Here is a 20,437-nt window from a genome sequence, read left to right as displayed (position 1 = left end):
AATGCCACGTCGATCACTCCTGATTGCTCCTGCATCGTTGGGTGCAGGATGAGTTGAACGTGGGTCAATATTCGATGCAAATATGGGACTGAAGTGGGTCACTTTTGGGTGCAAATCAACATTCAAGGCGCTCGTTATGGCGTGGCACTGGATGCAATTCCATCACAATTTTGCGTCGGCGAACTGGAAGCAACTATTGTTGAAGCCTTTGAAAACGAACAGCCCGACGTGATTATTATTGAAGGACAAGGTGCGTTAAGTCATCCTGCTTTTTCTTCCTCCGCGTTTATTCTTCGTGGCAGCTGTGCCAACGGCGTGGTGTTGCAGCACGCACCCGCGAGGCAGCATCGTTGTGATTTTAAAAAAATGCCAATGCCTTCGCCGGCATCAGAAATTCATTTGATCGAGACCTTTTCAGACACTCGGGTTATTGGTTTGACCATTAATCATGAAAACATGAGCGATGCCGATGTAACGGATGCCATTAGCCAATATGAGCAGGATTTGCATATTCCGGTTACCGATGCTTTAAAGCGCTCGCCCGATCATCTGGTGGAGATTGTCGTTGCCGCTTTCCCCTATCTTAAAGCGAAAACGTTGACGGCAGCCTGATGGTTGCGCCAAGGTTAGAAATTGATCTCGACAAGATTTATCACAATGCCCATGAATTGGTGACACGACTCGCTGAACACCGAATTTCAGTGACGGGCATAACCAAAGCGTCTCTCGGTTCGGTGGAAATTGCCAACGCCTTCTTGCAAGCAGGGGTGACTGGATTGGGTGATTCACGGATCGAAAACATCAAGCCCCTTCGTCTTGCAGGGAACCATGTGTTGTTCAGCGATGTGCCGATGACACTGATTCGGTCACCCATGCTGAGCCAGGTAGCACAGGTTGTACGGTTTACAGACATAAGCTGTAACACTGAAATCGAGGTCATTAAACAACTTTCATTTGAAGCACAGAAGCAGAATCGAATCCACCAAATACTGTTAATGGTAGAGTTGGGCGACCTCCGAGAAGGCATTATGCCTGACGACTTGATAGACGTGGTGGGTGAGGTAATCGGATTGCCTCATATCTTTTTAAAGGGTATCGGAGCCAATCTCGCCTGCCGCTGTGGTGTTGTTCCTGATGCTACCAACATGGCTCTGTTATCTGACCTGACTGCGCAAATTGAGTCAGTGTTTAACCTGACGTTAGACGTGGTATCGGGTGGTAATTCGGCCAACCTGCGGTGGGCATTGAGTGCAGATAGCAGAATCGGGCGAATTAATAATCTACGTCTCGGTGAAGCTATTTTACTCGGTCGCGAGACGTTGCGGCGTCAGCCAATAGATGGCCTGAGCACCGATGCCATCAAGCTTGTAGCAGAAGTGATCGAATCAAAAGTCAAACCGTCTCTACCGACGGGTGATATTGCACAGACTGCTTTCGGAGATGCTCAACCCGTTAGTGATCGCGGCTTGGTGAGGCAAGCCATTCTGGCCATTGGCATACAGGACATTGATCCCTGTGGAATGCAAACTCCCACCGGTATTAATGTTCTGGGGGCCAGTAGCGATCACCTTATTATAGAATCTAGCGAAAATAAGTTGTTTGTGGGAGAGGAGCTGGCATTTGAACTTGATTACTGCGCATTAGTTCGTGCGATGACCTCGCCATTTGTTTCAAAGATTTATTCGTCTCGACAAGGAGTTCCACCAGCTTATGCTTTTGGCAAGATGAGATCACAAACATTGATTTAAAACTATATCTACTGGAATGTTGCTGCCATTATTACGCTCTAGTCAGTTCTGTGGCCACACTATCGGCGCAAACTGATATTCCAGAAATGCCAGTAAACGCTTATAGGAAGGCCTATGAGTCGGGTTGGGATTGCCCATCAAAAAAGCGGAAAATTCGTGTCTAAGTTCCTATGGGCCAGATCGGAAATGCGATAGAGACTTTTTGAAAAGCGGCGATCTCATCGGAAAACGCCGCACGCACATGGGACCACAAGGTGAGCGCCAGTTTACTTTGGGCATAAGCCTCGAAGTCGTTAGACAGTCTTACTCGACCGTTTAACGCATTTGGATTGACTGGAGATCGGGCGGCGGAGGAAATATTGATTACTCGTCCGGATGTTCCGATCAACAGCAGTAGTCGTTGGGTCAGCAGGTAGGGTGCGATGGTATTCACCGCGAAGCGCACATCCTGTCGAGCCGGTAATAAAAATAGTTTTGGTCATGATGCTCGGTTTCCTGTGTGGGGGCATCGTCTCGTTTTCTTAAATATTCACAACGACCTTACCCATAGCTTGTCCACTGCTAAGACGGTTGTGTGCCTTGCCGGCTTCTTCGAGTGTAAAGGAGGTCTCGTCGAGCAATGGCTTGAGTGCCCCCGCATCCGCAATTTCGGCAAGTTTTGTCAGAATAGCGCCGTGGTCTTCTCGTTTGTAGTTGTGCAACATCGGTATCAGCATAAAGACGACGTGTAGCGACAAACCCTTGAAATGTGCGGGCGTTAAGTCCAGCTCCAGCATAGATACAGTTGAAACAATCTGTCCGTTTAAGGCTGCGGCTTCGAAGGAATTCGTCATATTGGCACCGCCGACAGAATCGAACACGACATCGAAGCCTTTATCATCGGTATGTGTCGTGACATAGTCTGCGACTTTTTCAGTCTTATAGTTGATGGCTGTGGCGCCATAGTTTTGGATGACTTGCATCTGGTTGGCGGCAGATACGGTTGCATAAACGTCAGCATCAAAGTGCTTGGCTAATTGTACGGCAACATGTCCTACGCCGCCCGTGCCGCCGTGAACCAGTACTTTCTGTCCCGCTGCAACTCCGGCCCGTTGTAAGCCTTCGAACGCAGTAATGCCAACCAACGGCAAGGCCGCAGCTTCACGCATCGACAGTGTCTTTGGTTTATGGGCGATCAAACGGGAATCAGCCAGCATATAATCTGCCAACGCGCCTTGCAGGTCTGCGAGGCCTCCGGCGCATCCGTACACTTCGTCGCCTGGGGCAAAGTGAGTGACACCTTCACCCACAGATTCAATGGTGCCAGCAAAGTCCATACCGAGGATGGCCGGCAGATCAGGGGAAAGGGGCAAATCCTTGCCCATCCAGATTGGTGATATGCCGGTTTGGGGCGACGTTTGAACGGCCCCGCTAACACATAAACCAATCCCCGCAAGAATCGGGTCGATAGTCGATTCACTTTTCATTAAGGTTTCCCGGATTCAGATAGGCAGGATTCTTGGTGGAAATGCTCGATATGAATGTTGCTAGTTTAATTGCTGCGAGGCCCTGTATTAGCCATAAGTCAACGCAGCAATTGGCCCATCGGGCTGTGTGCCAGGGTTTCTGGCGGAATGTGAATCCAGCCGGCAACCGCAGCCAACACCGTTAATAGTTAAATACGAACAGGGGGATTCAACACTCTGCATCAGGATTTATACGGTGATGTGTATTTTCCCATACAAATCGCTTTTTTGCTGAGTGAGCCGATTGCGGATTTCAGTGGAGGTGAATTTGTTTTGACACAGCAAACCCCCAGGGCGCAGTCGAAGGTCTGTGTGTTACATCAAAAGCTGGGGGATATGCTCATTTTTACCACCAGTTTCAGACCGATGAAAGGCGCACTTGGTTTTTATCGGGCTTCCATGAAACACGGCGTTAGTGAGATTCATCGAGGGTGTCGATACGCAATGGGCATCATTTTCCACGATGCAGCCAGTTAAGCGTATGCAGATTAATGGGGTTTTGAATCACAGCGATGTGGATGATCGGGTGTTAAGATCACTTATTCGCTTGGGCAAAGTGTGTTTTGCCGGTAATCGCAGGCTGGGTATTTACGGTCGAATAGACTGTGTGTCCGGCAAACGAATGAGACAATTTGTTAGTCAGACGTTTTGAAAAGACACATCAAAATGCAAATCCGATATTAACGGTTCGGCCCGTAGAAAGTAGAGGTGAGTCTGCTCACTGATTGAATGAATTGCCACCGACAAAGAATGCTATTAGAGCGACTTTGGTCGACGTGTTGTGACGGAAATAACCAAAACGCAATACTTCATAAAAATCACATGGACATGTTCAATACCGATGCAGTAGTATCACGAAATGTGAAGCGACTGCATAGTCATATCTGTCGTTTCATTGGGTTAGGTTCGTGGTGACCAGTTGGTAATTGTGCACTGCGGATCGAAATTAAATAATCTAGGCCTGGAGTTCAAACCAAGTAAAAAGGTTTCGAAGAACATAGATTAATCAACATTCATTTTTTTGTTAACACCAAACCAGTCTGCATCTGACCGCCTGCGCGTGCGCCAGATTTAGCTATTTTCGTGATAAAACAAGGAGCAAAGAAAATGAAAAATGATCGAATCGTTCATAATTTTTATAAGATTCTCGGTATCAGTACGCTAGCCATTGGCGTCAGTATCGGTGCGGCAAATGTGTCAGGGAAAAGTTTGGGCCTAGCGCTGGTGCTGGATGGCTCCGGCAGTATCTCTCCTTCGGATTTCGCGCTGCAAACCGGCGCTTATCAAAGTATTTTCCAAGACAGTTTCTATACCAACTATGTTGCGCCCTCTATGGAAAGCGGTGATTCTCTTTACATGGGTGTGTACCAGTTCTCCACCGGAGTGGTGCGGGAAGTTGGCTACACACGTATAGACAGCGACACATCTGCGTACGCTTTCGGCAGTGAATTTTCCAAAATATCGCAGCAGTATGGTGCAACCAACACGGCGGCGGCCACCAATATGGCGGCTTCGGATTTGGTGGCCAATAAATATACCAATAAGGTAATCGATATCTCCACGGATGGTGTCCCGACCTATGGCGGTAACGCCATTACAGCAGCCAACCAAGCCAAGCAACAAGGTGTGAGGGTGAACGCTCTGGGAGTGGGTGGCATCGATACCAATTTCCTGCAGCAATTCACCAAAGCCGGGGGCGGTTTTTATTCCACAGCACCGGATTTCACAGAGTTCTCAAATGCGTTGTCAAAAAAACTAACCCGCGAAATTAAGAGCAGCGGTAATGCCTCCGCTGTGCCTGAAATCGATGTTGCGGGTGCAACTTTAGGCATTCCTCTGCTCGCGTCACTCATGCTGATTTTTAGAGAGCGCAAACGTAACAGAAGGGTGTCCTCCTGCTAAGCGAAAAATTCTGGCGCGCCTTTCTGATGCAACTCGCGTAGATTCGGGAATGGGCGCCGGTATTTATACAGCCCCGTCATCTTTAGATTGCTCCAGTCGGAAAAAACATAAAATCCATTCGGCGTCGATACGCAACGTGCGACAATAAGCCATAGATCGTTTCCCGGCGTGCCTTTAAAAAACGGACGAATTTCACTTCAACGATACCTTAATGATTGCTACCGACCTGGCTCAGGGCATTTCTCGTCAAAGCGCAACTGAAATTCAATACATCATTTGTGGTGATATAAATAATATAGACGCGTGATTATTTTTATAGGTTGATGGGCTCCATCATGGAAATCAAGCGGGTATCGACTGGAATCAGCAGCGACACCTTCATGAATTCCGTATGTTGGAGGTGTCACCATGAATCAGTGGTTAAAGGTGTTGCTGATCCTTTTTCTGGCCAAGCTGGCTGTTCCTGCCCTGGCGGATTCGACGGGCTCGGCGTGGGCGATTTCGATGGACAATGACCTTTTTGCGCCAACGCGTAGTGATCGCGATTTTACCGCCGGTCTGGCGGTGACTTACACCGGGCGAAAGGGGCTTAAGTACTGGAGTGGGCTCGATAATACCCTGGATCGCCTGGATCGATTCACGCCCTGGGCGATTAACCGATTTCCCGAAAGCAGTATTACACCCTCCATTGAATGGGGTACTTACGGCTTCACACCGGATGAAATTGACCGTCGCGATGTGGTCGAGGGGGATAGACCCTACGCCAGCCTTGTGTATTTAACCAATAGTCGCATTTACTACGTAAATGGCGGTACGGATGCGTGGTCTTCCTCGCTGACCCTGGGAGTTCTGGGCTTGACTCTGATGGAGGCTGCTCAGAGTGCAGTGCACTCGGCGACTGGTAGCGAGAAAGCGCGTGGCTGGGATCACCAGATATCCGACGGCGGTGAGCCTACCTTTCGCTACCAGCTCGCCTATCACGACGATTGGCGCGCCAATACGGCCAAATTGCAGTTTAAAACGACTTACTTTGGATCAGTCGGGTATTTGACTGAAGCCGGCATTGCGCTGTCAACGCGCAATGGACTGATTTCGTCCCCCAGCCACCGCTTTAATCCGGAACTGATTACCTATGGGGAACGTGTTAACGACCTGATATCAACACCGGGTAAAGGGCGGGAGAATTATTTCTGGGGAGGCGTGGCGTTAAAAGCACGGGCCTACAATGCTTTCCTGCAGGGGCAGTTTCGCCACAGTGATCACCGCCTGAGTCATGACGAGGTGAATTACCTGCTTGCTGAAGCCTGGGTTGGCTATACCCTCAGTTTCGCGGGCAACTTTAAATTCAGTTATGTACTTCGTGCCCAGACATCCGAGATTCGCAGCGGGGAAGGGGATCGCGCCATGGTGTGGGGTGGTCTGGTCGTCAGTCAAACACGGTGACTCCCGCTCTCACCGCTGAGTAAACGTGCTCCCTATATTCATTCTCGAGATTGTTAGGGATGGGCACCCGGGGAGTGGGTGACGGGAGTGCGTGCCACGGGCGAAAAGATTTACGTCAGGGTATCCAATTCCTCATTATCATGCAGCTCTCCCTGCGCGCAACGGGTGCATTTGTTCCATTGCAGCTGAACGGTTTCTTCCAGCAGGTTTCGCATCCACGTCAAGCCTGGATCACGGTCCAGCCGGGTATGCCAGATAAGGTAGACGGGCACGGGGTCGATGGCCATGGGAGGGTCTGTTATCCATAGTTCTGATCGATACTGAGTACCGCCGGCTACGACTTCCGGCACCACCGCAATCAGATCGCTGTGCGTAAGCAGTTTTGGTACGGCTGAAAAATGATTGACGGTCATTGCCACACGACGATGTAGTCCCTCCTGCTGGAGCGCGGAGTCGACAATTCCCCGGGCATCGCCTGATTGAGATACCAGCAGGTGTCGCGCCGCCAAATAATCCGCCATGGAAACGGGCGTTCCTGACAGAGGGTGATTCCTACGCATTACCAGCCGAAACACATTGGACATCAGAAAACGCGAGCGAAGACTGCTGTCATGTTGGTTGAGTGGCCCGAGTACCAGATCGACGTTTGCCTCACGCAGTTGGGTCACGACACCGCCCAGGGTGTAAGGCACAGCATATAAGTCGACATTGGGTGCCTGCTGACTCACTTTTTCCAGGAGTGGTAGCCAGAACAGGTCGACCCACATGTCGGCGATAGCTATACGAAACTTGCGTCGCGACTCTGAAGGTTCAAACACGCTGGACTCAACCGCTGTGGAAAGGAAGTGCATGGGGTCCCGCACCTGTTCCCAGAGGCTACGGGCAAATGCGGTCGGTTCAATCTGCCTCCCTTTTTTCACGAACAAGGGGTCTTGCCAGTGGTCACGCATGCGAGCGATGGCATTGGATACCGCTGGCTGGGTCATGGAGAGTCTATTAGCGGCAAGGGTCACCGAGCCTTCGGTCATGATGGCGTCGAATACATACAATAAAGTCAGTTCCTGGGATCTCATCTGGCTTTCCTTCCGCTTCAACTCTCGATTCATCAATAACTATGATGATAGCTATACGAATTGCCAATTATAGTTATGATTTGATTGGCCTCATAGTGGTTCTCGTCACTAACAACCGATGAGGTAATCAACCATGTCTTCCATTCAACATCTGAACGATCAGAATTTCCGGGCATTCATCGAAACTGCCCACCAGCCGGTTTTGGTGGACTTTTGGGCCGACTGGTGCGGGCCATGTAAAGCCATGGCACCGATTCTGGAGCAGTTGGTGGACACATTCGAAGGTAGGGTTACCATTACCAAGCTTGATGTCGATGCCAACCCGGAGACCACTGCTCAATTCAATATACGCAGCATTCCCTCGCTCATTCTGTTTGTTAACGGTGAGCCCGTTGCCAAACACCCGGGGTTTGCATCCCTTAAACAAACACAGGCTTTTATCGAGCGTGAGCTATAGCAATGAATGGTTTTGTCAAACAATTGGTGTTCTTTAAAATGAGGTCGTACGCGTTGCTTAATGAGCAGGGATAATAATTGGTTTGGCTCTACTTGGCTCTACTTGGCTTATCGGCAGGTAGTCAATGCTGGGTATAATTAATAGATCATTCGGTCTGTAGTGCGGATGAACATCAGGTCGGGTTGACTATCGTTTTCCAGCGGTAGGGCAAAGCGTTGCGGACAACATAACCGGCTTTTAGTGATAATCGAATTACTCTGTCGTGGTCTCCGCATACGGCTGCATTCTCGGTTTTCCAAATTATCTCGGCGCTCATGGTCAGAGTAATGATATTGCCTCCCGAAAAATCAAGAAAGAGCAAACCGGCTCGGGGGTCTAACGTCAGATTCCCTACGGTGTTAAAAAAGGAATTGCCGGGAAAGTCGGGAATGATCAGGCGATCACGGTCGTCGAAACCAAGAAAGCCCCGCTGTCCTCCGCGATGGGAAACATCCATGCCCGAATTTCTGTTGGTGTGCTGGCTGGAGAAGGTGCTGGCAATAAAGCAGGTATCGGCGTTGGTAATACATTCTCGCAGAGGACGGCTCCAGCGGTTGACGTATTCGGTGGTGGTTTCATCGTCGCGAGGTTCGGTATGTAGCCGGCGCTGCTGAATATACTGGGGACAATTTCCGAAACTCTCTTCAACACCGATGGTGAAGCCATTGTGGTCCTTCTCTAAAACGGTTCCATTCAAGCGATTTCGGCGCCGGGTTTCCAGATCAATACCGAGCAATCCCACCTGACTGCGGGTATTCAGCTGGGGAAGTGCAGGACCTGCATGACTCATTGGCGACTTGATCGAAAGTAGTTCGGGCGTGGGTGATTGGATAAATCCCGGATCGCCGAACAGCGGATAAGCCCATACGTTTTCGTTCTCATCTTGGCTGCCGGTAATGACCATGGGCAGACTGGCGAAGAACTTCCTGTGTTGATCCAGCATATAGTTGCGGATGACCCGTGGTCCCAGTTTTGACATTTTTTCATTGACGCCAGCCCGGGTTTGCACCATCCGTTCGCCGGGGTGCCAGGTGTCTTGCATATCACTATTCATTTTATTCTCTCAACTCAGGGTAATAAACTCGATTCTGATGCCGCCCGGGATAGTACACATCATATGCAGGGTGTTGGTTTGACCCAGGGGTTCCGGTTTAAACTCGATATTGACGCCCTCATGGTTTTCTAGTTGATTATTCAGCAATTCAAGCGACTGTTTGTTAGCGACCTTGAGCGCGAAATGGTGCAGCCCGATATTGCAGTGACGGTCAAACGGCACCGTTGGACTATCGCCCTTGGCCTGCCAGAGGGTCAGCATTATGGTTCCGTCACTGACAAAAATGGCGGGGTAGTCCGGCTTTTCGCCGACCACCTTAAAGTTAAGCTGCTCGCAAAAGAAAGTAGATGTTTCTATGACGTCTTTGACGGTTAATCCCAGGTGATGAAGGCCTTGAGTGCTTTGACTCATGAACTTTTCCTCCGATAATACATTTTATGACGAGGTGAACAGATCTGTCTATGCTGGGGATTAGGGTAAGTGGACAGATCTGTTCATGTCAAGCGTTTTTAGGTATCATCTGTGCATTCTTTCCTGTCAGGTAAACACTCACGATGCAGCCACGAAAACAGCACCTGATTAATACCGCTTATCGACTTTTTAATAAGCATGGCTATCACGCCACCGGTATTGATCGAATATTAGCGGAGTCAGGGGTTTCAAAGGCGACGCTTTACAAACACTTTCGGAGTAAGGACGAACTGGTTGTAGCGGTTTTACAGCAACGGCATGAGCAATTAATAGATAGTGTTGGCCAGTCGCTTGAGCATGCCAGAGCAAGCAACCAGTCAACGGCGCTGGTGATCTTCGATGTAATGAACGAGTGGTTTCGAAGTGATCAGTTCTTCGGCTGCAATTTTATAAATGCCAGTGCAGAATACGCGTCAAAGGGGCACGCGGTGTATACACTCGCCGCAGAACATAAAGCGGCGATACAGAGCCTGATTCAACAAGGTCTGGATGGGGTATCGGGTAAGCGCAAACGAATTCTCATGGCGGAGCAATTGGCTCTCCTGGTCGATGGTGCCATTGTGCGCGCTCACACACGGGGCGATCGTGATGCCGCGCTACTGGCGAAAAAAATAGCGACGCAGTTATTAGGTTCACAGTAAGACATTTTTATCAAAAAGCCTCTTTTCCTCCATCCCCGTTCACGGCACAGCCGCACTGGAGTTGTTTACAGAGTGCATGGTTGCGTAAATGACCGAGCGCGATCAGCGAAGCACCCAATAACACCGCTATTTTTTCCCCACTATCGCCGAGCCATTCATGGCCAAGAAGCGCAGCCAGGGTAAGCATCGCAAGGCCTGGCACACCCATAGCCATAACCGTTATATTCCGATGACGTTGGCACCCCAAGGTCAACGCGAAGAGGCTGGTGGGTAGTACTGCTACCAGCATCCACTGGTGAAAGCGCTGGTCGCCCACCGTGCTGGCAGCTAGCGCGGGTAGCATGACCAGGGCGATTGGTAGTAGTAAACAATGCACGGCACAAACCAGGGATAGACTGATGGCTGCCTTATCGATGGCGGTTGAAACGATTTTCACATTATCACCTTGTTATTAGCGGTATTTGATTGCCGTTAGATCACTGTGGGTAGTTATGGCTGTTGTACTGATAAGGCGATTATTCTATTAAATAGGATATGATGCAACATATCATTATTGCCGTGGCTTCTAATTATGCAGGTTGCAAATATCTGTGCTCGCAGCCTCTCTGATGTCTGGGGGTTCAATCAGTTGAATGGGCAGCCGTGTATGGGTGTGTATGGGTGATACCAGACTTTAAGGTTGGGTGTTAGCCATGTATAGTCATGCCAAAACACGATAGTTAAATTTTTGGGGTTAGGGGATTGTACAATGAAAGGATCATTAGGATATTACCGGTTTATTTTATTCTGGCTCGTTTTGGTATCAACGCAGGTGTCTGCTGAGAGCTTTAAATGGCTGCAACAACCGAGCGCACAAAACTCCGGGGATGTTGAACGGATTTATTACTATGATGATGCCATTTATGCGGTGGGTCGCACGGGCTGTATAGATGCGGATTGTTCGGGCCTATTGGCAAAATATACCCTCGGTGGTGAAATTTTGTGGCGACGGGATTTTAAGCTTTATGCCGACACGGAAGCGTTCGATATTACGGTTGATGAGCATGGTGTATTTGTCGTCGGGCGCTCTGCTGAGGGACCGTCCTCGCGTTCAAGAGCATTTGTCGCCCAATACACTCACGACGGGAACGCAGGTTGGCAGTACACGAATGAAGTTGATTCACACAGTGCCTGGACAATCACGCATGATAGCAAGGGCCTTTATGTGACCAGCGAGTACAATTTTGATGGCGGTATACAACTGCTATCACATTTGGACTTCGACGGTAATCTTGTTTGGACTACACAGGTGGCAAGTGTTTTTGTTTATAGAGCCATAGCTGCAGACAACAAAATTTACCTATCGAACGGCAATAAAATGTCGGTATTTAGTACGGATGGCACAGCATTGTACGAATTCCCGTTCGACCGAATCGAAGAAATGGTCTACGACAATGGCTTTTTTTACTGCATTAGCCGCGATACGGTTTTTAAAATAGATGAATTGGGCAATACAGTGTGGGAACAAACGTTTTTCAAGAAAGTCCGCCATACTCGTATAGTTGATATTACGTTGGGAAAAAACGGTATTTGGGTCGCCGGCTTTACCAATCACACTCCGGAGCCTGATGTCGGCAAGGAAAACGGCATCCGGCTGGTTGAATATAATTTGCGAGGTCAATTCAAAAACGACTGGTTTCTTCCCGATGCAGGCACACCTATACCCAGCTCCGTTGTCTTTAATAATGGCAACCTGTATTTGGGAGGGACTGACTTCCATGGCGACACTGGGTTTGTGGCGCAGACCTCCGAATTGGATCTGCTTCAAGCACAGGTTCGCTCGTTGTCGGATGCGGATGGCGATGGCTACCAAGACTTGGTTGTATTATCGAACGATTTGGGCTCAGGCAGGGTTCTGGCAAATGTGAAATCCATCGGTTCCACCACCGGGCTCGATCATCAAATTCAATTTACAACGGCTCTACGGCCCGTGGATTTTGCGATTACTCCCGATCTGAACGCCAACCTGAGCCCGGAATTGGCCGTTGTAAGTGCGTTCGACGGGACGGTAGAAGTGAGAGATAGCCTTAGTGGCGCCTTAATCAGTGCAGTGCCTTTCGATACCCGTTTTTTACCAAGTAAACTGCGTGTATTGCCCGATGAAAATACAAACGGGACGCCTGAATTAGCCGTGCTCGAGACACACCAAAGCAAGAGCCGGGTGCAAATAGAGATCCGTGATAGTGTAACTACGGCATTAATAGCTAAAATCCCTTTTAACCCGACGTTCAATCCAAAAGATTTTACGTTGCTGCAGGATATAAACGGGGATTCAATAAGCGACTTTGCTTTATTATCGACAAGCCCGGAGAGCCAGTTTAGTAAATTGGAAATACGTGACAAAGGCGGGGTTTTAATTAAGAACGTTTGGTTGGGCGATACCTATGATTCATCGCAAATTATTCCATTACCGCCAACGTTAGACAGCCAGGCTAGTTCAGCAACCGAAGTCGCGGTTTTACAAGCTAAATTGAACGGCGCCGGTGTTAGAGTTGCGATCGCTGACCCACTGGCAGGTAACGTTGTTCGAACCATTGGTTTTAACGAAAGTTTTGATTCCATAACGGCGAGGGCAATAGCGGATGTTGATGGCAATGGCGCGCCTGAATTAGCCGTTTTTGGAAAAAGTACTTTAGATGGCCAGAACAAGGTTGAAATACGTGATTCATTATCAGGCGAACTGATTGGCAATTTATGGAACTGGAAGTCGTTGACGCCAATGGATATTACAGTGATACCGGATGTTAATGGCAACTCAGAACCCGAGATCGGTATTTTCAGTGGGGAAGCCGCCGACAATGACCCTGAGGATTTCGATTTTACTGTTCTTATTAAAGATACATTAACCGGTCAGAAATTGGATCAGATCGACATTCATCTCTGAAACGAAGTGGGGCGGTATCAAAACAAGTGTTAGATTATTTGCAGCCCGGAATGGTGGGCTTGGTCTTGCAGGCGAGCTCAGTGGCTACGGCCACGTCTGCAAGATAATACAGCGATGCGAAGCCCAGCTGTTCTCGGCCTAGATTGTGGAAAACCAGACCCAGGGCGATGTCGCCGGCACTGAAGTGGCGTTGGTTTTTAGCGAAATATTGCGCGGCCTTTTGGACTGCCGGGTCGCTGATGATTTGCGATACCCGGCCGACACCACCGTGGTACGCCTGAATTAATAACAATGAATAAAGTTGATCGGATTTGTTTTTTGGTAAGTGCTTAAACACCTGGTCAAACACCGGTTTTAAATTACGGTGGTTTTGCTCCATGAGTTTTAGTGCGCAGTCGATTTGTGCCATGCGGTGAAAATGGAATTTTTCTGACAGACCGCAATCCTTAAGTGCGGCTCTGGACAGTTGCATAATGCCGCGGGCATCCGCTGCTGAGTGCGCTGTCTTTTGGCCTCCGCTTTCTATCAGGGTTTTGCCGGCGAGCGTCGCCAGAATCGAGGGCGGTAAACTGATGCGGCCCTGGTTTAAACGCTTTTTATAGACGATGCTGATGGCTTCATGCAGCGATACCTTGTTATGGGTGTCGCCAATTCGCATGCCGTCCCAGGTTCCCCAAAGCCGTGCACTTTTATCTCTGCCAAAGTAACGATCGAGTGACACCGCCAATTGGGCATCCGGTTGATTGCAGCTAAGTGCGAATGGATAGCCGGCTACATCCGGTGCTCCCATAACCCACACGTTGGCCTTACCGCTTTCAGCCAGATTCTTACGCTCCCGATTGAGCTTGATCTGGGTCGCTTCCGAGCTGCCGGCATCATTCACGTAACCCAAAAACGTAGCACTTTTGTCAAATAAGATATGACGTTCTTTGTTCCCGCAAAAGGATTCACTGTTTAAGACCCAGCGACGTATCGTTTTTAAATTATAGAATGCGCCTTTACTCACCCAGTAAGGGCTGTCTCTTACTACCTTCTGCCACTCGTTTTTCTCGGCCGATTGACCAAGAGCGTTGGTAGCAGAGCACAATGTCAGGCAGAGTACGAGCAGCCCCGTTAGCCAGTGTTCGTTGTTGCCTGCCGCCTCGGCAGAAGATCGCTTGAGCTGGTAAAAAGTCAGTTGTATACCCGTTCTGGTGTGGTCCAAGAATGTGGGTTTTATGATATCGGTTGTCGGGCCCTCTGGGAATCAGGTCGCGGCCTTTTTCTACAAGCAGCTATACCTGAATTTGTCGTCTAAATTCAGGGGCAATATCAAAGTGCTAAACTGCATATCAATAGATTGAGTACACAGGGCGTTGCGTTTTGCTTCGTTATTGACATATCTATTCTGATATTCCGCGTTAAAAACAGGCTTGTTTTGCGCAATAAAAGGCGACAGTAGCTCGCACTCGTTGTATTCAAAGCATTGTTCATTCACTGCGTAGTCAAAGTGATTTACCAATGCAGCCACTTGATCAAGATTATTTTTTAAACCGATAGCCAATCCTCTGGCGTGAGCAAGTTTCGCAAGCGATTTGTTGTATTTCAGTTGGTCCTGGGCCGTGAAATTAATGCCGGTTCGATTGCTATAGCCATCAACGTTGTCTGGTTCAACGCCATCGCAGCCTTTTTGTTTGGCGATATCCAGGCGATTTTTCATAATCGTAAGCACTTTATCCGATCGGATATCCAGCCAGCGTTCACCAGGCCAACCATCCAATGGGCGACCAAGGTCTGCGTCCGCGAATTGGGTTGCGTCTGGGCGCCAATCTTCATAAGACCCCGCTGAAAAATAGCAAATGACTTTTTTACCGGAGGATTTTATTTGCTGGATAAGCCCGGGCGATGTGTCAAATAAATCGATGTCATAAATATCAACCTCGTATTCAGTATTAATGTCACCCGATAACTGCCATTGCCACGTAGCTAAAACCGACGGGCGATACCATGTTGCGGTTACTGTGTCCTCTTCGACTGATGTATCTTCTTCGGGCGGGACCGGATCACGTTGTTCTGTGTCGGTGGTCGACTGATCCTCAGCGGTATTTGTAGTCGTGCTTGATCCCGCGTACATCATTATAAGTGATAACAGTCCTAACAGAAATTCGTTCAAAGTCTTTCCCCCAAAAACCTGATCAGCCAGATCATGGATTCATTTTCATTGGTTTTAATGATGAGCCAAAAGGTGTTCTGTCGATTTCTGGCAGGAGCGTGTTATAGCGATAGAGTTGCGTTCCGTCTTCTGAAAAAAAGCGTTCGGGTAACGCACCAACACTGCCGAAGTTACAGGTTCTCGATTCTTTGGCGCACTTTAGCACCTGTTCGTTGACTGACTCGTCCATGCCAAAAATATAATCAGCATGCAGAGTGCTCATAGGCGCTGCATTATTCATTGCATCGGATGCGAGGTAGGGGTTGTTGCCCACAGCATTAGCATCGAAGTTGATAATGAGTTGGGGCGTTGGGAAGCGGTAAGGGTGACTTGAAGGGCATTCTACCTCATTGCTGCTGGGACCGCCCGGGTAGGCAACATGTGAATTGACAACGGATGCAGCTTTGCCGGGCATGTCGCGATAGCTGAGTATCGGATTTCCCTTGCGGGTACCATTCGTGGTCGCAACACAGGAGGGGAAGTGCATTATCAAGTTGTAATTGGGTTTACCGTCTTTTGTTCCCCGGTTAATTTTAAAATGGGAGTCACTTCCATTAAGTGTCATTTTCGAGGCCAATACTTCTAAACCCTGGGGCACCACTTGCAATAGGTTGTATGCGTTACCCGCCATAAATGTCTTGTAGTAGATAAACGTAGAACTAGGGACAACTGCTTCATCCTTATCATTGAAGAGCGCGGGTATCCATAAACCGGATCGGTAATTTGTGCCACCTAAACAGGAGCTTTTTCCGCTTGTGGGGATGCTGTCCTGATTTGAGTAGGCGTCTGTTTCCGTGTTGCCCATAAACATGTGCAGATGGGCTTTGCCAGGTTGACCGGGATAAATGATCGGATCGTCATAGGAGAAGTGGCTAACGGTACAATAGATTCTGTTGCCATGATTGCTCCGGGGAACGGTGTCGCCCACCACGTAGTCCGATTTGCCGTTACTGCCTATTGTCCAAACCACTTTGTCTGTTGGGTGTGTATTATCAACGGGTTCACTTGGGTCCGCCGGTTCACTTGGGTCTACCGGGTCAACAGGAACCACTGGGTCATCCGGGGTCACCGGGTCTGCTTGTTCAAATGAAATGTAATAGTCTTGCTGACCGGTCCATCGCCACGGGTTTTTCCAGCTGACTATTTTGAATTTGCAAATGCTGGTAGCGGACATAGGATTGATCGTGAATTCAAATGGCGGCCGCTCATCGGTTTGGGTTGCGCTACCGCATTCTGTGTTTTGTGGTTCCAGGCGTAATTTGTCGCTGCTGACAGCTGGATTTACCTTTATACGAAGCGCATTAGCATAAACCATTGAGACTTCGTTACTAGTTGACGATTCCAACAGCTCTCCGGTTTTCTCATTGAAAATAGCGATCGAAGCATAGGTTGGCAATGCAGCGCTTGCCGACGCAATTGCGACCCCCAAAGTAAGCGCACTTTTTTTCAATGTATGAAAGTAATCACTGGTCATATCCGTATCCTTTTTTAATCTTTCCTTTAATGCAGTGTTTGCCGTTGTGCTGTTGAACGAAGCAGTTGAAGCGCGATGGGTTCATGTGTTTAGCTGGTAAAGGGTTATATATTAACCGTGTGTGATTTCTATTCTTTGACTCGGTTGGCATATTCGGATTTATTAGCGCTTTGTATTGGTAGCCTATCTAAAGCGCCATATTGGGTTTATAGTATGATCAATTTTATCTGTCATGAAACTTGGGAGAATTAGGTGAACATTCGGATAGTGAAATCAATATTCCCCGGGGTTGCCGTTCTCTGCCTGCTCGGTGCCTCTTCAAACAGCGTCGCGATGTGCGATAATTTATTGGACTTCGAACCACAAAAATTGCGTTCTGATGAGACGATCAATTTTTGTGAGCGCTTTTCCGGAAAAACGTTGTTGGTTGTGAACACCGCTAGCCGGTGTGGCTTCACTCCCCAGTTTAAAGAACTGGAATCCCTCTACCAGAAGTACAAAGATCAAGGTTTGGTTGTCATTGGTTTTCCATCGAACGACTTTAAACAAGAGTTGGCGGACGAGGAAGAAGTAGCGGAGGTATGTTACATCAATTATGGAGTCACCTTTCCCATGGTCTCTGAAAGTTCGGTAAAAGGGGAGCAGGTGAATCCGTTGTTTAAACAGCTCATTGCCAAAACGGGCGAATCACCTGCCTGGAACTTCAACAAATACCTTGTCAGTGCGGATTTGAAAACCGTGACCCATTACGATTCTTCAGTTACACCTATGGCAAGTGAACTGGAGTCAGACCTTGCAGCACTATTGCGATAATGGCGGCTGAGTTAGCGAATCCGACGATATCACCTGGTTAACAGTCTTGTTGTTCTCACTTTCCCGACTATTCTAACGCCGGGGGCGTACCCGGCCTGTAAATTTTACCCCCATCTAGCAATGCGCTACGGATTTTCCAGGTCTCGTAATGCTGTCCAGATTGGTTGAATTGCAGCCAGCCCGAGCGGCACAAATAGAGTTACCTTGGTTTCGAGGTTATTCGAGCGGGATACTCAACGTTATCGTCTTTTTGGTAGGGTTTTTTGGGCATTGATTGTCTATATGTTTTGCGTTTTATTTTAGTCATCTGTTAAGTTCCTTTGGTAAGCTCCAAAGAAAAATCAATCATTCGTCATCACCTATCCGGCGACAGGGGCATTGTGCACGATAAAAAAAAGGGGAACATATGACAAACTGGATTGTAAGCACCCAAAATTCTTCACTCACTATCCGCCCGCTGGCGGCCGCAGTCGCGTCTTGCCTTAGGCGCACCGTTAAAAGAACGGTTCCGGCGACCGGACTGGCACTCATCCTGGCCACCCCAGGTATGGCGGCCACCTACCAGGTCATTAATACCAACGACGCCGGGCCGGGGAGTTTACGTCAGGCCGTGGTCGATGCCAATGAGAACGCCGGGACAGACCAAATTAGTTTTGATAGCTCAGTCAGCGGTACGTTGAATCTGGTTTCGGGCCCGCTTGAGTTGCTTGATTCTGTCTCGGTCAAAGGACCGGGCCAAGCGCTATTGACCGTCGATGCCGGTGGCAGCTCTGAAATATTTGTCGTCAGTGATTCAGCACCGGTTAGTGCGATTGAGGTGAGCGTATCCGATCTGACCCTGAGTAACGCGACCACCGCTATTCTTGCAGAGGTCGGTTTCATGGATCTTGCTGTGACGGTGACCGACAGCACCATATCAGGCAGTGTGGAGAATGGCGTCAGCGTATCCAGTTATTTTGCAGAAAGTATGTTGCGCGTCAGTAATTCCACACTGTCAAAAAACGGCAGCGACGCGATCAGTGTTGCAGGTAGCCCCTATTCGGGTGGGAATGGAGCCGTGCTAGAAGGTGTCGCACTGTTAGATAACGGCGGGGCAGGCGTTGACAACTCAGGCGCCGGAGTAAAAATATCCAACAGCGAAATCAGGGGCAATTCAATCGGCTTGTTGGGTGGTGCTGCCCGGAATTATTTTGGCGGCGGTTTCAATATTACGGACACGATAATTGCCGATAGCGAAGAGGAGGGTGTCGTTCTTGGCCATTCGGATCATCTGAATCTTGAGCGTTCCTCCATAACCGGTAGTGGCGGGGCTGGTGTGGTAGCCAGTAATTTTTTCGTCTCTGCCACCATCCGTGCCAGCACGATCTCGGACAACGGTGAAGGGGGAGTGGATTTTGGTATACGTGACAACGAGTTAACCATTGCTAATTCCACTCTCTCTCAGAATCGCAATGGCTTTGGCGTACGTTTTTATAGCTATCAAGGCAATGCGTCGATCCAGAACAGCACCATCACCGGTAATGGCTCCGGAGGTGTTTATGGCGACGGTATAGAGAGTGCACTGGAGGTCAGCAATTCCATTATTGCAGGTAATGGCTCAAGCGGCGGAACGGATCTTTCCGGGGAGGGGGCGTTTACCGTTCATCATTCCTTAATCCAGCAACCGGGTGACAGCCGTGTCTTCGAGTCCGCTCCAGGCAGCAATATTATCGGTGAAGATCCTTTGCTTGGCCCCTTGCAGGATAATGGCGGATCGACCCTGACCCATGCGTTGCTTGTTGGCAGTCCGGCAATTGATCAAGGTGAAGATGCTACTTGTCCCGAAACCGATCAGCGCGGCGTAACCAGACCCCAGGACGGAAATGCAGACCGCCTTGCGATCTGTGATATGGGGGCCTATGAAGCGGCAGCGGGAACCGGCGCTAACAATGGCCGCGGCTTTATGGGTGATTTTGTTTGGCGGGACGATGACGGGGATGGTGTGCAAGACCCTGAAGAGCCGGGCTTGGCTGGTGTTGTAGTTAACCTGCAAGTGAACTGCGATCCCGGTCAGCTTTTGACAACGGTGACCGATAGCAATGGCGCGTACCGTTTTGACGGGTTAGCCACTGGTAACTATCAGCTGCAATTTGTGAAACCGGTTGGGTATAGATTCAGTCCTGCCGTCGCTGCGGGCAATTATTTATTGGATAGTAATGCCGATCCTGAGACCGGGCTGGATCGCTGCCGGTCTGTCAGGGAAGGGTTGATCCGCCCGGCACTGGATGCGGGCTTGATTCCCGATTCGATGGGAGGTGGCAGCAACAGTGGCAGCGGTGCAATTGGGGATTTAGTCTGGCGCGACGTTAACGGCGACGGCAAACAGGATCCTGGTGAACCGGGTGTGCCAGGTGTCACCGTAAACTTGCTAGTGGGTTGTGACCCCGCGACATTGTTGTCCACCACGACAGACAGCAACGGTGCGTTCCGTTTCTCCGGGTTATCGGTAGGCCGCTATCAGTTGGAGTTCGTGCAACCAGCGGGCTATACCTTCAGCCCATTGATTGCAGCTGAAGACTACACCCAAGACAGCAACGCCGATCCTGCCTCCGGCTTGGACCAATGCCGTTCGCTGGCGGAGGGCCAAACGCGCTCGGGGCTGGATGCAGGGCTGGTACCCTGACTGGTGCGAGGGAAACGCAGTTGTCATGCAGACCTCGTAAT

At 49.3% G+C, this 20,437-nt stretch carries 19 protein-coding genes; 10 read left to right on the top strand and 9 right to left on the bottom strand.

Going from position 1 to position 20,437, the window contains the following annotated elements; translation table 11 throughout:
* Nucleotides 1–93 precede the first annotated feature (93 nt).
* Together FT643_RS19020 and FT643_RS19015 are read left to right on the top strand one after the other, a co-directional pair.
* Nucleotides 94–612, top strand: coding sequence for an NAD-dependent epimerase/dehydratase family protein (locus FT643_RS19020; protein ID WP_317622073.1), 519 nt, complete (start codon nt 94–96; stop codon nt 610–612).
* Nucleotides 612–1,748, top strand: coding sequence for an alanine/ornithine racemase family PLP-dependent enzyme (locus FT643_RS19015; RefSeq protein WP_156872998.1), 1,137 nt, complete (start codon nt 612–614; stop codon nt 1,746–1,748). The genes FT643_RS19020 and FT643_RS19015 overlap by 1 nt, the downstream gene beginning before the upstream one ends.
* Before the next feature lie 160 nt (nt 1,749–1,908).
* Here FT643_RS19015 and FT643_RS19010 read toward each other — a convergent pair whose 3' ends face one another.
* Both FT643_RS19010 and FT643_RS19005 read right to left on the bottom strand, forming a co-directional pair.
* Entirely contained in the window at nt 1,909–2,181 is a 273-nt protein-coding gene (locus tag FT643_RS19010) for a hypothetical protein (protein ID WP_198043699.1), read from the bottom strand.
* Nucleotides 2,182–2,269: 88 nt separating this feature from the next.
* The gene (locus FT643_RS19005) at nt 2,270–3,214 is read right to left on the bottom strand and encodes a zinc-binding dehydrogenase (RefSeq protein ID WP_156872997.1); all 945 of its coding nucleotides are present in this window, start codon (nt 3,212–3,214) and stop codon (nt 2,270–2,272) included.
* A gap of 192 nt (nt 3,215–3,406) precedes the next feature.
* On the opposite strand from FT643_RS19005, the gene FT643_RS19000 reads away from it, so the two are divergent.
* From FT643_RS19000 to FT643_RS18990, 3 genes are all read left to right on the top strand, one after another.
* Nucleotides 3,407–3,730: a 2OG-Fe(II) oxygenase gene (locus FT643_RS19000; protein ID WP_317622076.1), complete on the top strand. Its 324-nt coding sequence runs from the start codon at nt 3,407–3,409 to the stop codon at nt 3,728–3,730.
* Nucleotides 3,731–4,360: 630 nt separating this feature from the next.
* Nucleotides 4,361–5,155 (top strand): DUF1194 domain-containing protein, encoded by a 795-nt coding sequence (locus FT643_RS18995; protein ID WP_156872996.1) that lies wholly within the window; start codon nt 4,361–4,363, stop codon nt 5,153–5,155.
* Nucleotides 5,156–5,563: 408 nt separating this feature from the next.
* Nucleotides 5,564–6,598, top strand: coding sequence for a lipid A deacylase LpxR family protein (locus tag FT643_RS18990; protein WP_156872995.1), 1,035 nt, complete (start codon nt 5,564–5,566; stop codon nt 6,596–6,598).
* A 110-nt stretch (nt 6,599–6,708) separates the two neighbouring features.
* On the opposite strand, the gene FT643_RS18985 is transcribed toward FT643_RS18990, so the two are convergent.
* Nucleotides 6,709–7,671 carry a LysR family transcriptional regulator gene (locus tag FT643_RS18985; protein WP_156872994.1) on the bottom strand — a complete coding sequence of 321 codons (963 nt, stop codon included), beginning with the start codon at nt 7,669–7,671 and terminating at the stop codon, nt 6,709–6,711.
* A 133-nt stretch (nt 7,672–7,804) separates the two neighbouring features.
* On the opposite strand from FT643_RS18985, the gene trxA reads away from it, so the two are divergent.
* Complete coding sequence (gene trxA, locus FT643_RS18980; protein ID WP_156872993.1) at nt 7,805–8,128, top strand: thioredoxin; 324 nt, start codon at nt 7,805–7,807, stop codon at nt 8,126–8,128.
* 172 nt (nt 8,129–8,300) lie between these two features.
* Here trxA and FT643_RS18975 read toward each other — a convergent pair whose 3' ends face one another.
* Both FT643_RS18975 and FT643_RS18970 read right to left on the bottom strand, forming a co-directional pair.
* On the bottom strand, nt 8,301–9,221 hold the full coding sequence (locus FT643_RS18975; protein WP_156872992.1) for a pyridoxamine 5'-phosphate oxidase family protein: 921 nt from the start codon (nt 9,219–9,221) through the stop codon (nt 8,301–8,303).
* Nucleotides 9,222–9,230: 9 nt separating this feature from the next.
* Nucleotides 9,231–9,632: a VOC family protein gene (locus FT643_RS18970; protein ID WP_156872991.1), complete on the bottom strand. Its 402-nt coding sequence runs from the start codon at nt 9,630–9,632 to the stop codon at nt 9,231–9,233.
* 143 nt (nt 9,633–9,775) lie between these two features.
* On the opposite strand from FT643_RS18970, the gene FT643_RS18965 reads away from it, so the two are divergent.
* On the top strand, nt 9,776–10,333 hold the full coding sequence (locus FT643_RS18965) for a TetR/AcrR family transcriptional regulator (protein WP_156872990.1): 558 nt from the start codon (nt 9,776–9,778) through the stop codon (nt 10,331–10,333).
* Nucleotides 10,334–10,343: 10 nt separating this feature from the next.
* Here FT643_RS18965 and FT643_RS18960 read toward each other — a convergent pair whose 3' ends face one another.
* Nucleotides 10,344–10,769 carry a MerC domain-containing protein gene (locus FT643_RS18960; protein ID WP_198043698.1) on the bottom strand — a complete coding sequence of 142 codons (426 nt, stop codon included), beginning with the start codon at nt 10,767–10,769 and terminating at the stop codon, nt 10,344–10,346.
* A 312-nt stretch (nt 10,770–11,081) separates the two neighbouring features.
* Here FT643_RS18960 and FT643_RS18955 point away from each other — a divergent pair, with 312 nt between their 5' ends.
* On the top strand, nt 11,082–13,256 hold the full coding sequence (locus FT643_RS18955) for a hypothetical protein (RefSeq protein WP_156872989.1): 2,175 nt from the start codon (nt 11,082–11,084) through the stop codon (nt 13,254–13,256).
* A 34-nt stretch (nt 13,257–13,290) separates the two neighbouring features.
* Here the strand turns inward: FT643_RS18955 and FT643_RS18950 are convergent, their stop codons facing one another.
* The 3 genes from FT643_RS18950 to FT643_RS23815 are packed head-to-tail and all read right to left on the bottom strand — an operon-like array spanning nt 13,291 to nt 16,921.
* A complete protein-coding gene (locus tag FT643_RS18950; protein ID WP_198043696.1) occupies nt 13,291–14,460 on the bottom strand; it encodes a transglycosylase SLT domain-containing protein in 1,170 nt (389 codons plus the stop codon).
* Between the two features lie 60 nt (nt 14,461–14,520).
* Nucleotides 14,521–15,408, bottom strand: a complete 888-nt coding sequence (locus FT643_RS18945) for an endo alpha-1,4 polygalactosaminidase (RefSeq protein ID WP_232340339.1) — start codon at nt 15,406–15,408, stop codon at nt 14,521–14,523.
* Nucleotides 15,409–15,439: 31 nt separating this feature from the next.
* Entirely contained in the window at nt 15,440–16,921 is a 1,482-nt protein-coding gene (locus FT643_RS23815; protein WP_156872988.1) for a DUF1996 domain-containing protein, read from the bottom strand.
* A gap of 333 nt (nt 16,922–17,254) precedes the next feature.
* Between FT643_RS23815 and FT643_RS18935 the strand changes: the two genes are divergently transcribed.
* Together FT643_RS18935 and FT643_RS18930 are read left to right on the top strand one after the other, a co-directional pair.
* Entirely contained in the window at nt 17,255–17,734 is a 480-nt protein-coding gene (locus tag FT643_RS18935) for a glutathione peroxidase (RefSeq protein WP_156873004.1), read from the top strand.
* Nucleotides 17,735–18,140: 406 nt separating this feature from the next.
* Nucleotides 18,141–20,396, top strand: coding sequence for an SdrD B-like domain-containing protein (locus FT643_RS18930; RefSeq protein WP_156872987.1), 2,256 nt, complete (start codon nt 18,141–18,143; stop codon nt 20,394–20,396).
* Nucleotides 20,397–20,437 lie beyond the last annotated feature (41 nt).

The sequence above is a fragment of the Ketobacter sp. MCCC 1A13808 genome (genome assembly GCF_009746715.1).
GTDB lineage: Bacteria > Pseudomonadota > Gammaproteobacteria > Pseudomonadales > Ketobacteraceae > Ketobacter.
The sequence above is the reverse complement of the archived record's forward strand: the minus strand, read 5'-3'. Positions and strand labels throughout refer to the sequence as shown.

Coding starts and splice junctions, on each gene's coding strand:
- FT643_RS18930 (WP_156872987.1), top strand. CDS start 18,141: ATGACAAACTGGATTGTAAGCACCCAAAATTCTTCACTCACTATCCGC.
- FT643_RS18995 (WP_156872996.1), top strand. CDS start 4,361: ATGAAAAATGATCGAATCGTTCATAATTTTTATAAGATTCTCGGTATC.
- FT643_RS18955 (WP_156872989.1), top strand. CDS start 11,082: ATGAAAGGATCATTAGGATATTACCGGTTTATTTTATTCTGGCTCGTT.
- FT643_RS18985 (WP_156872994.1), bottom strand. CDS start 7,671: ATGAGATCCCAGGAACTGACTTTATTGTATGTATTCGACGCCATCATG.
- FT643_RS19005 (WP_156872997.1), bottom strand. CDS start 3,214: ATGAAAAGTGAATCGACTATCGACCCGATTCTTGCGGGGATTGGTTTA.
- FT643_RS18970 (WP_156872991.1), bottom strand. CDS start 9,632: ATGAGTCAAAGCACTCAAGGCCTTCATCACCTGGGATTAACCGTCAAA.
- FT643_RS18990 (WP_156872995.1), top strand. CDS start 5,564: ATGAATCAGTGGTTAAAGGTGTTGCTGATCCTTTTTCTGGCCAAGCTG.
- FT643_RS18975 (WP_156872992.1), bottom strand. CDS start 9,221: ATGAATAGTGATATGCAAGACACCTGGCACCCCGGCGAACGGATGGTG.
- FT643_RS18935 (WP_156873004.1), top strand. CDS start 17,255: ATGTGCGATAATTTATTGGACTTCGAACCACAAAAATTGCGTTCTGAT.
- trxA (WP_156872993.1), top strand. CDS start 7,805: ATGTCTTCCATTCAACATCTGAACGATCAGAATTTCCGGGCATTCATC.
- FT643_RS18965 (WP_156872990.1), top strand. CDS start 9,776: ATGCAGCCACGAAAACAGCACCTGATTAATACCGCTTATCGACTTTTT.
- FT643_RS23815 (WP_156872988.1), bottom strand. CDS start 16,921: ATGACCAGTGATTACTTTCATACATTGAAAAAAAGTGCGCTTACTTTG.
- FT643_RS19015 (WP_156872998.1), top strand. CDS start 612: ATGGTTGCGCCAAGGTTAGAAATTGATCTCGACAAGATTTATCACAAT.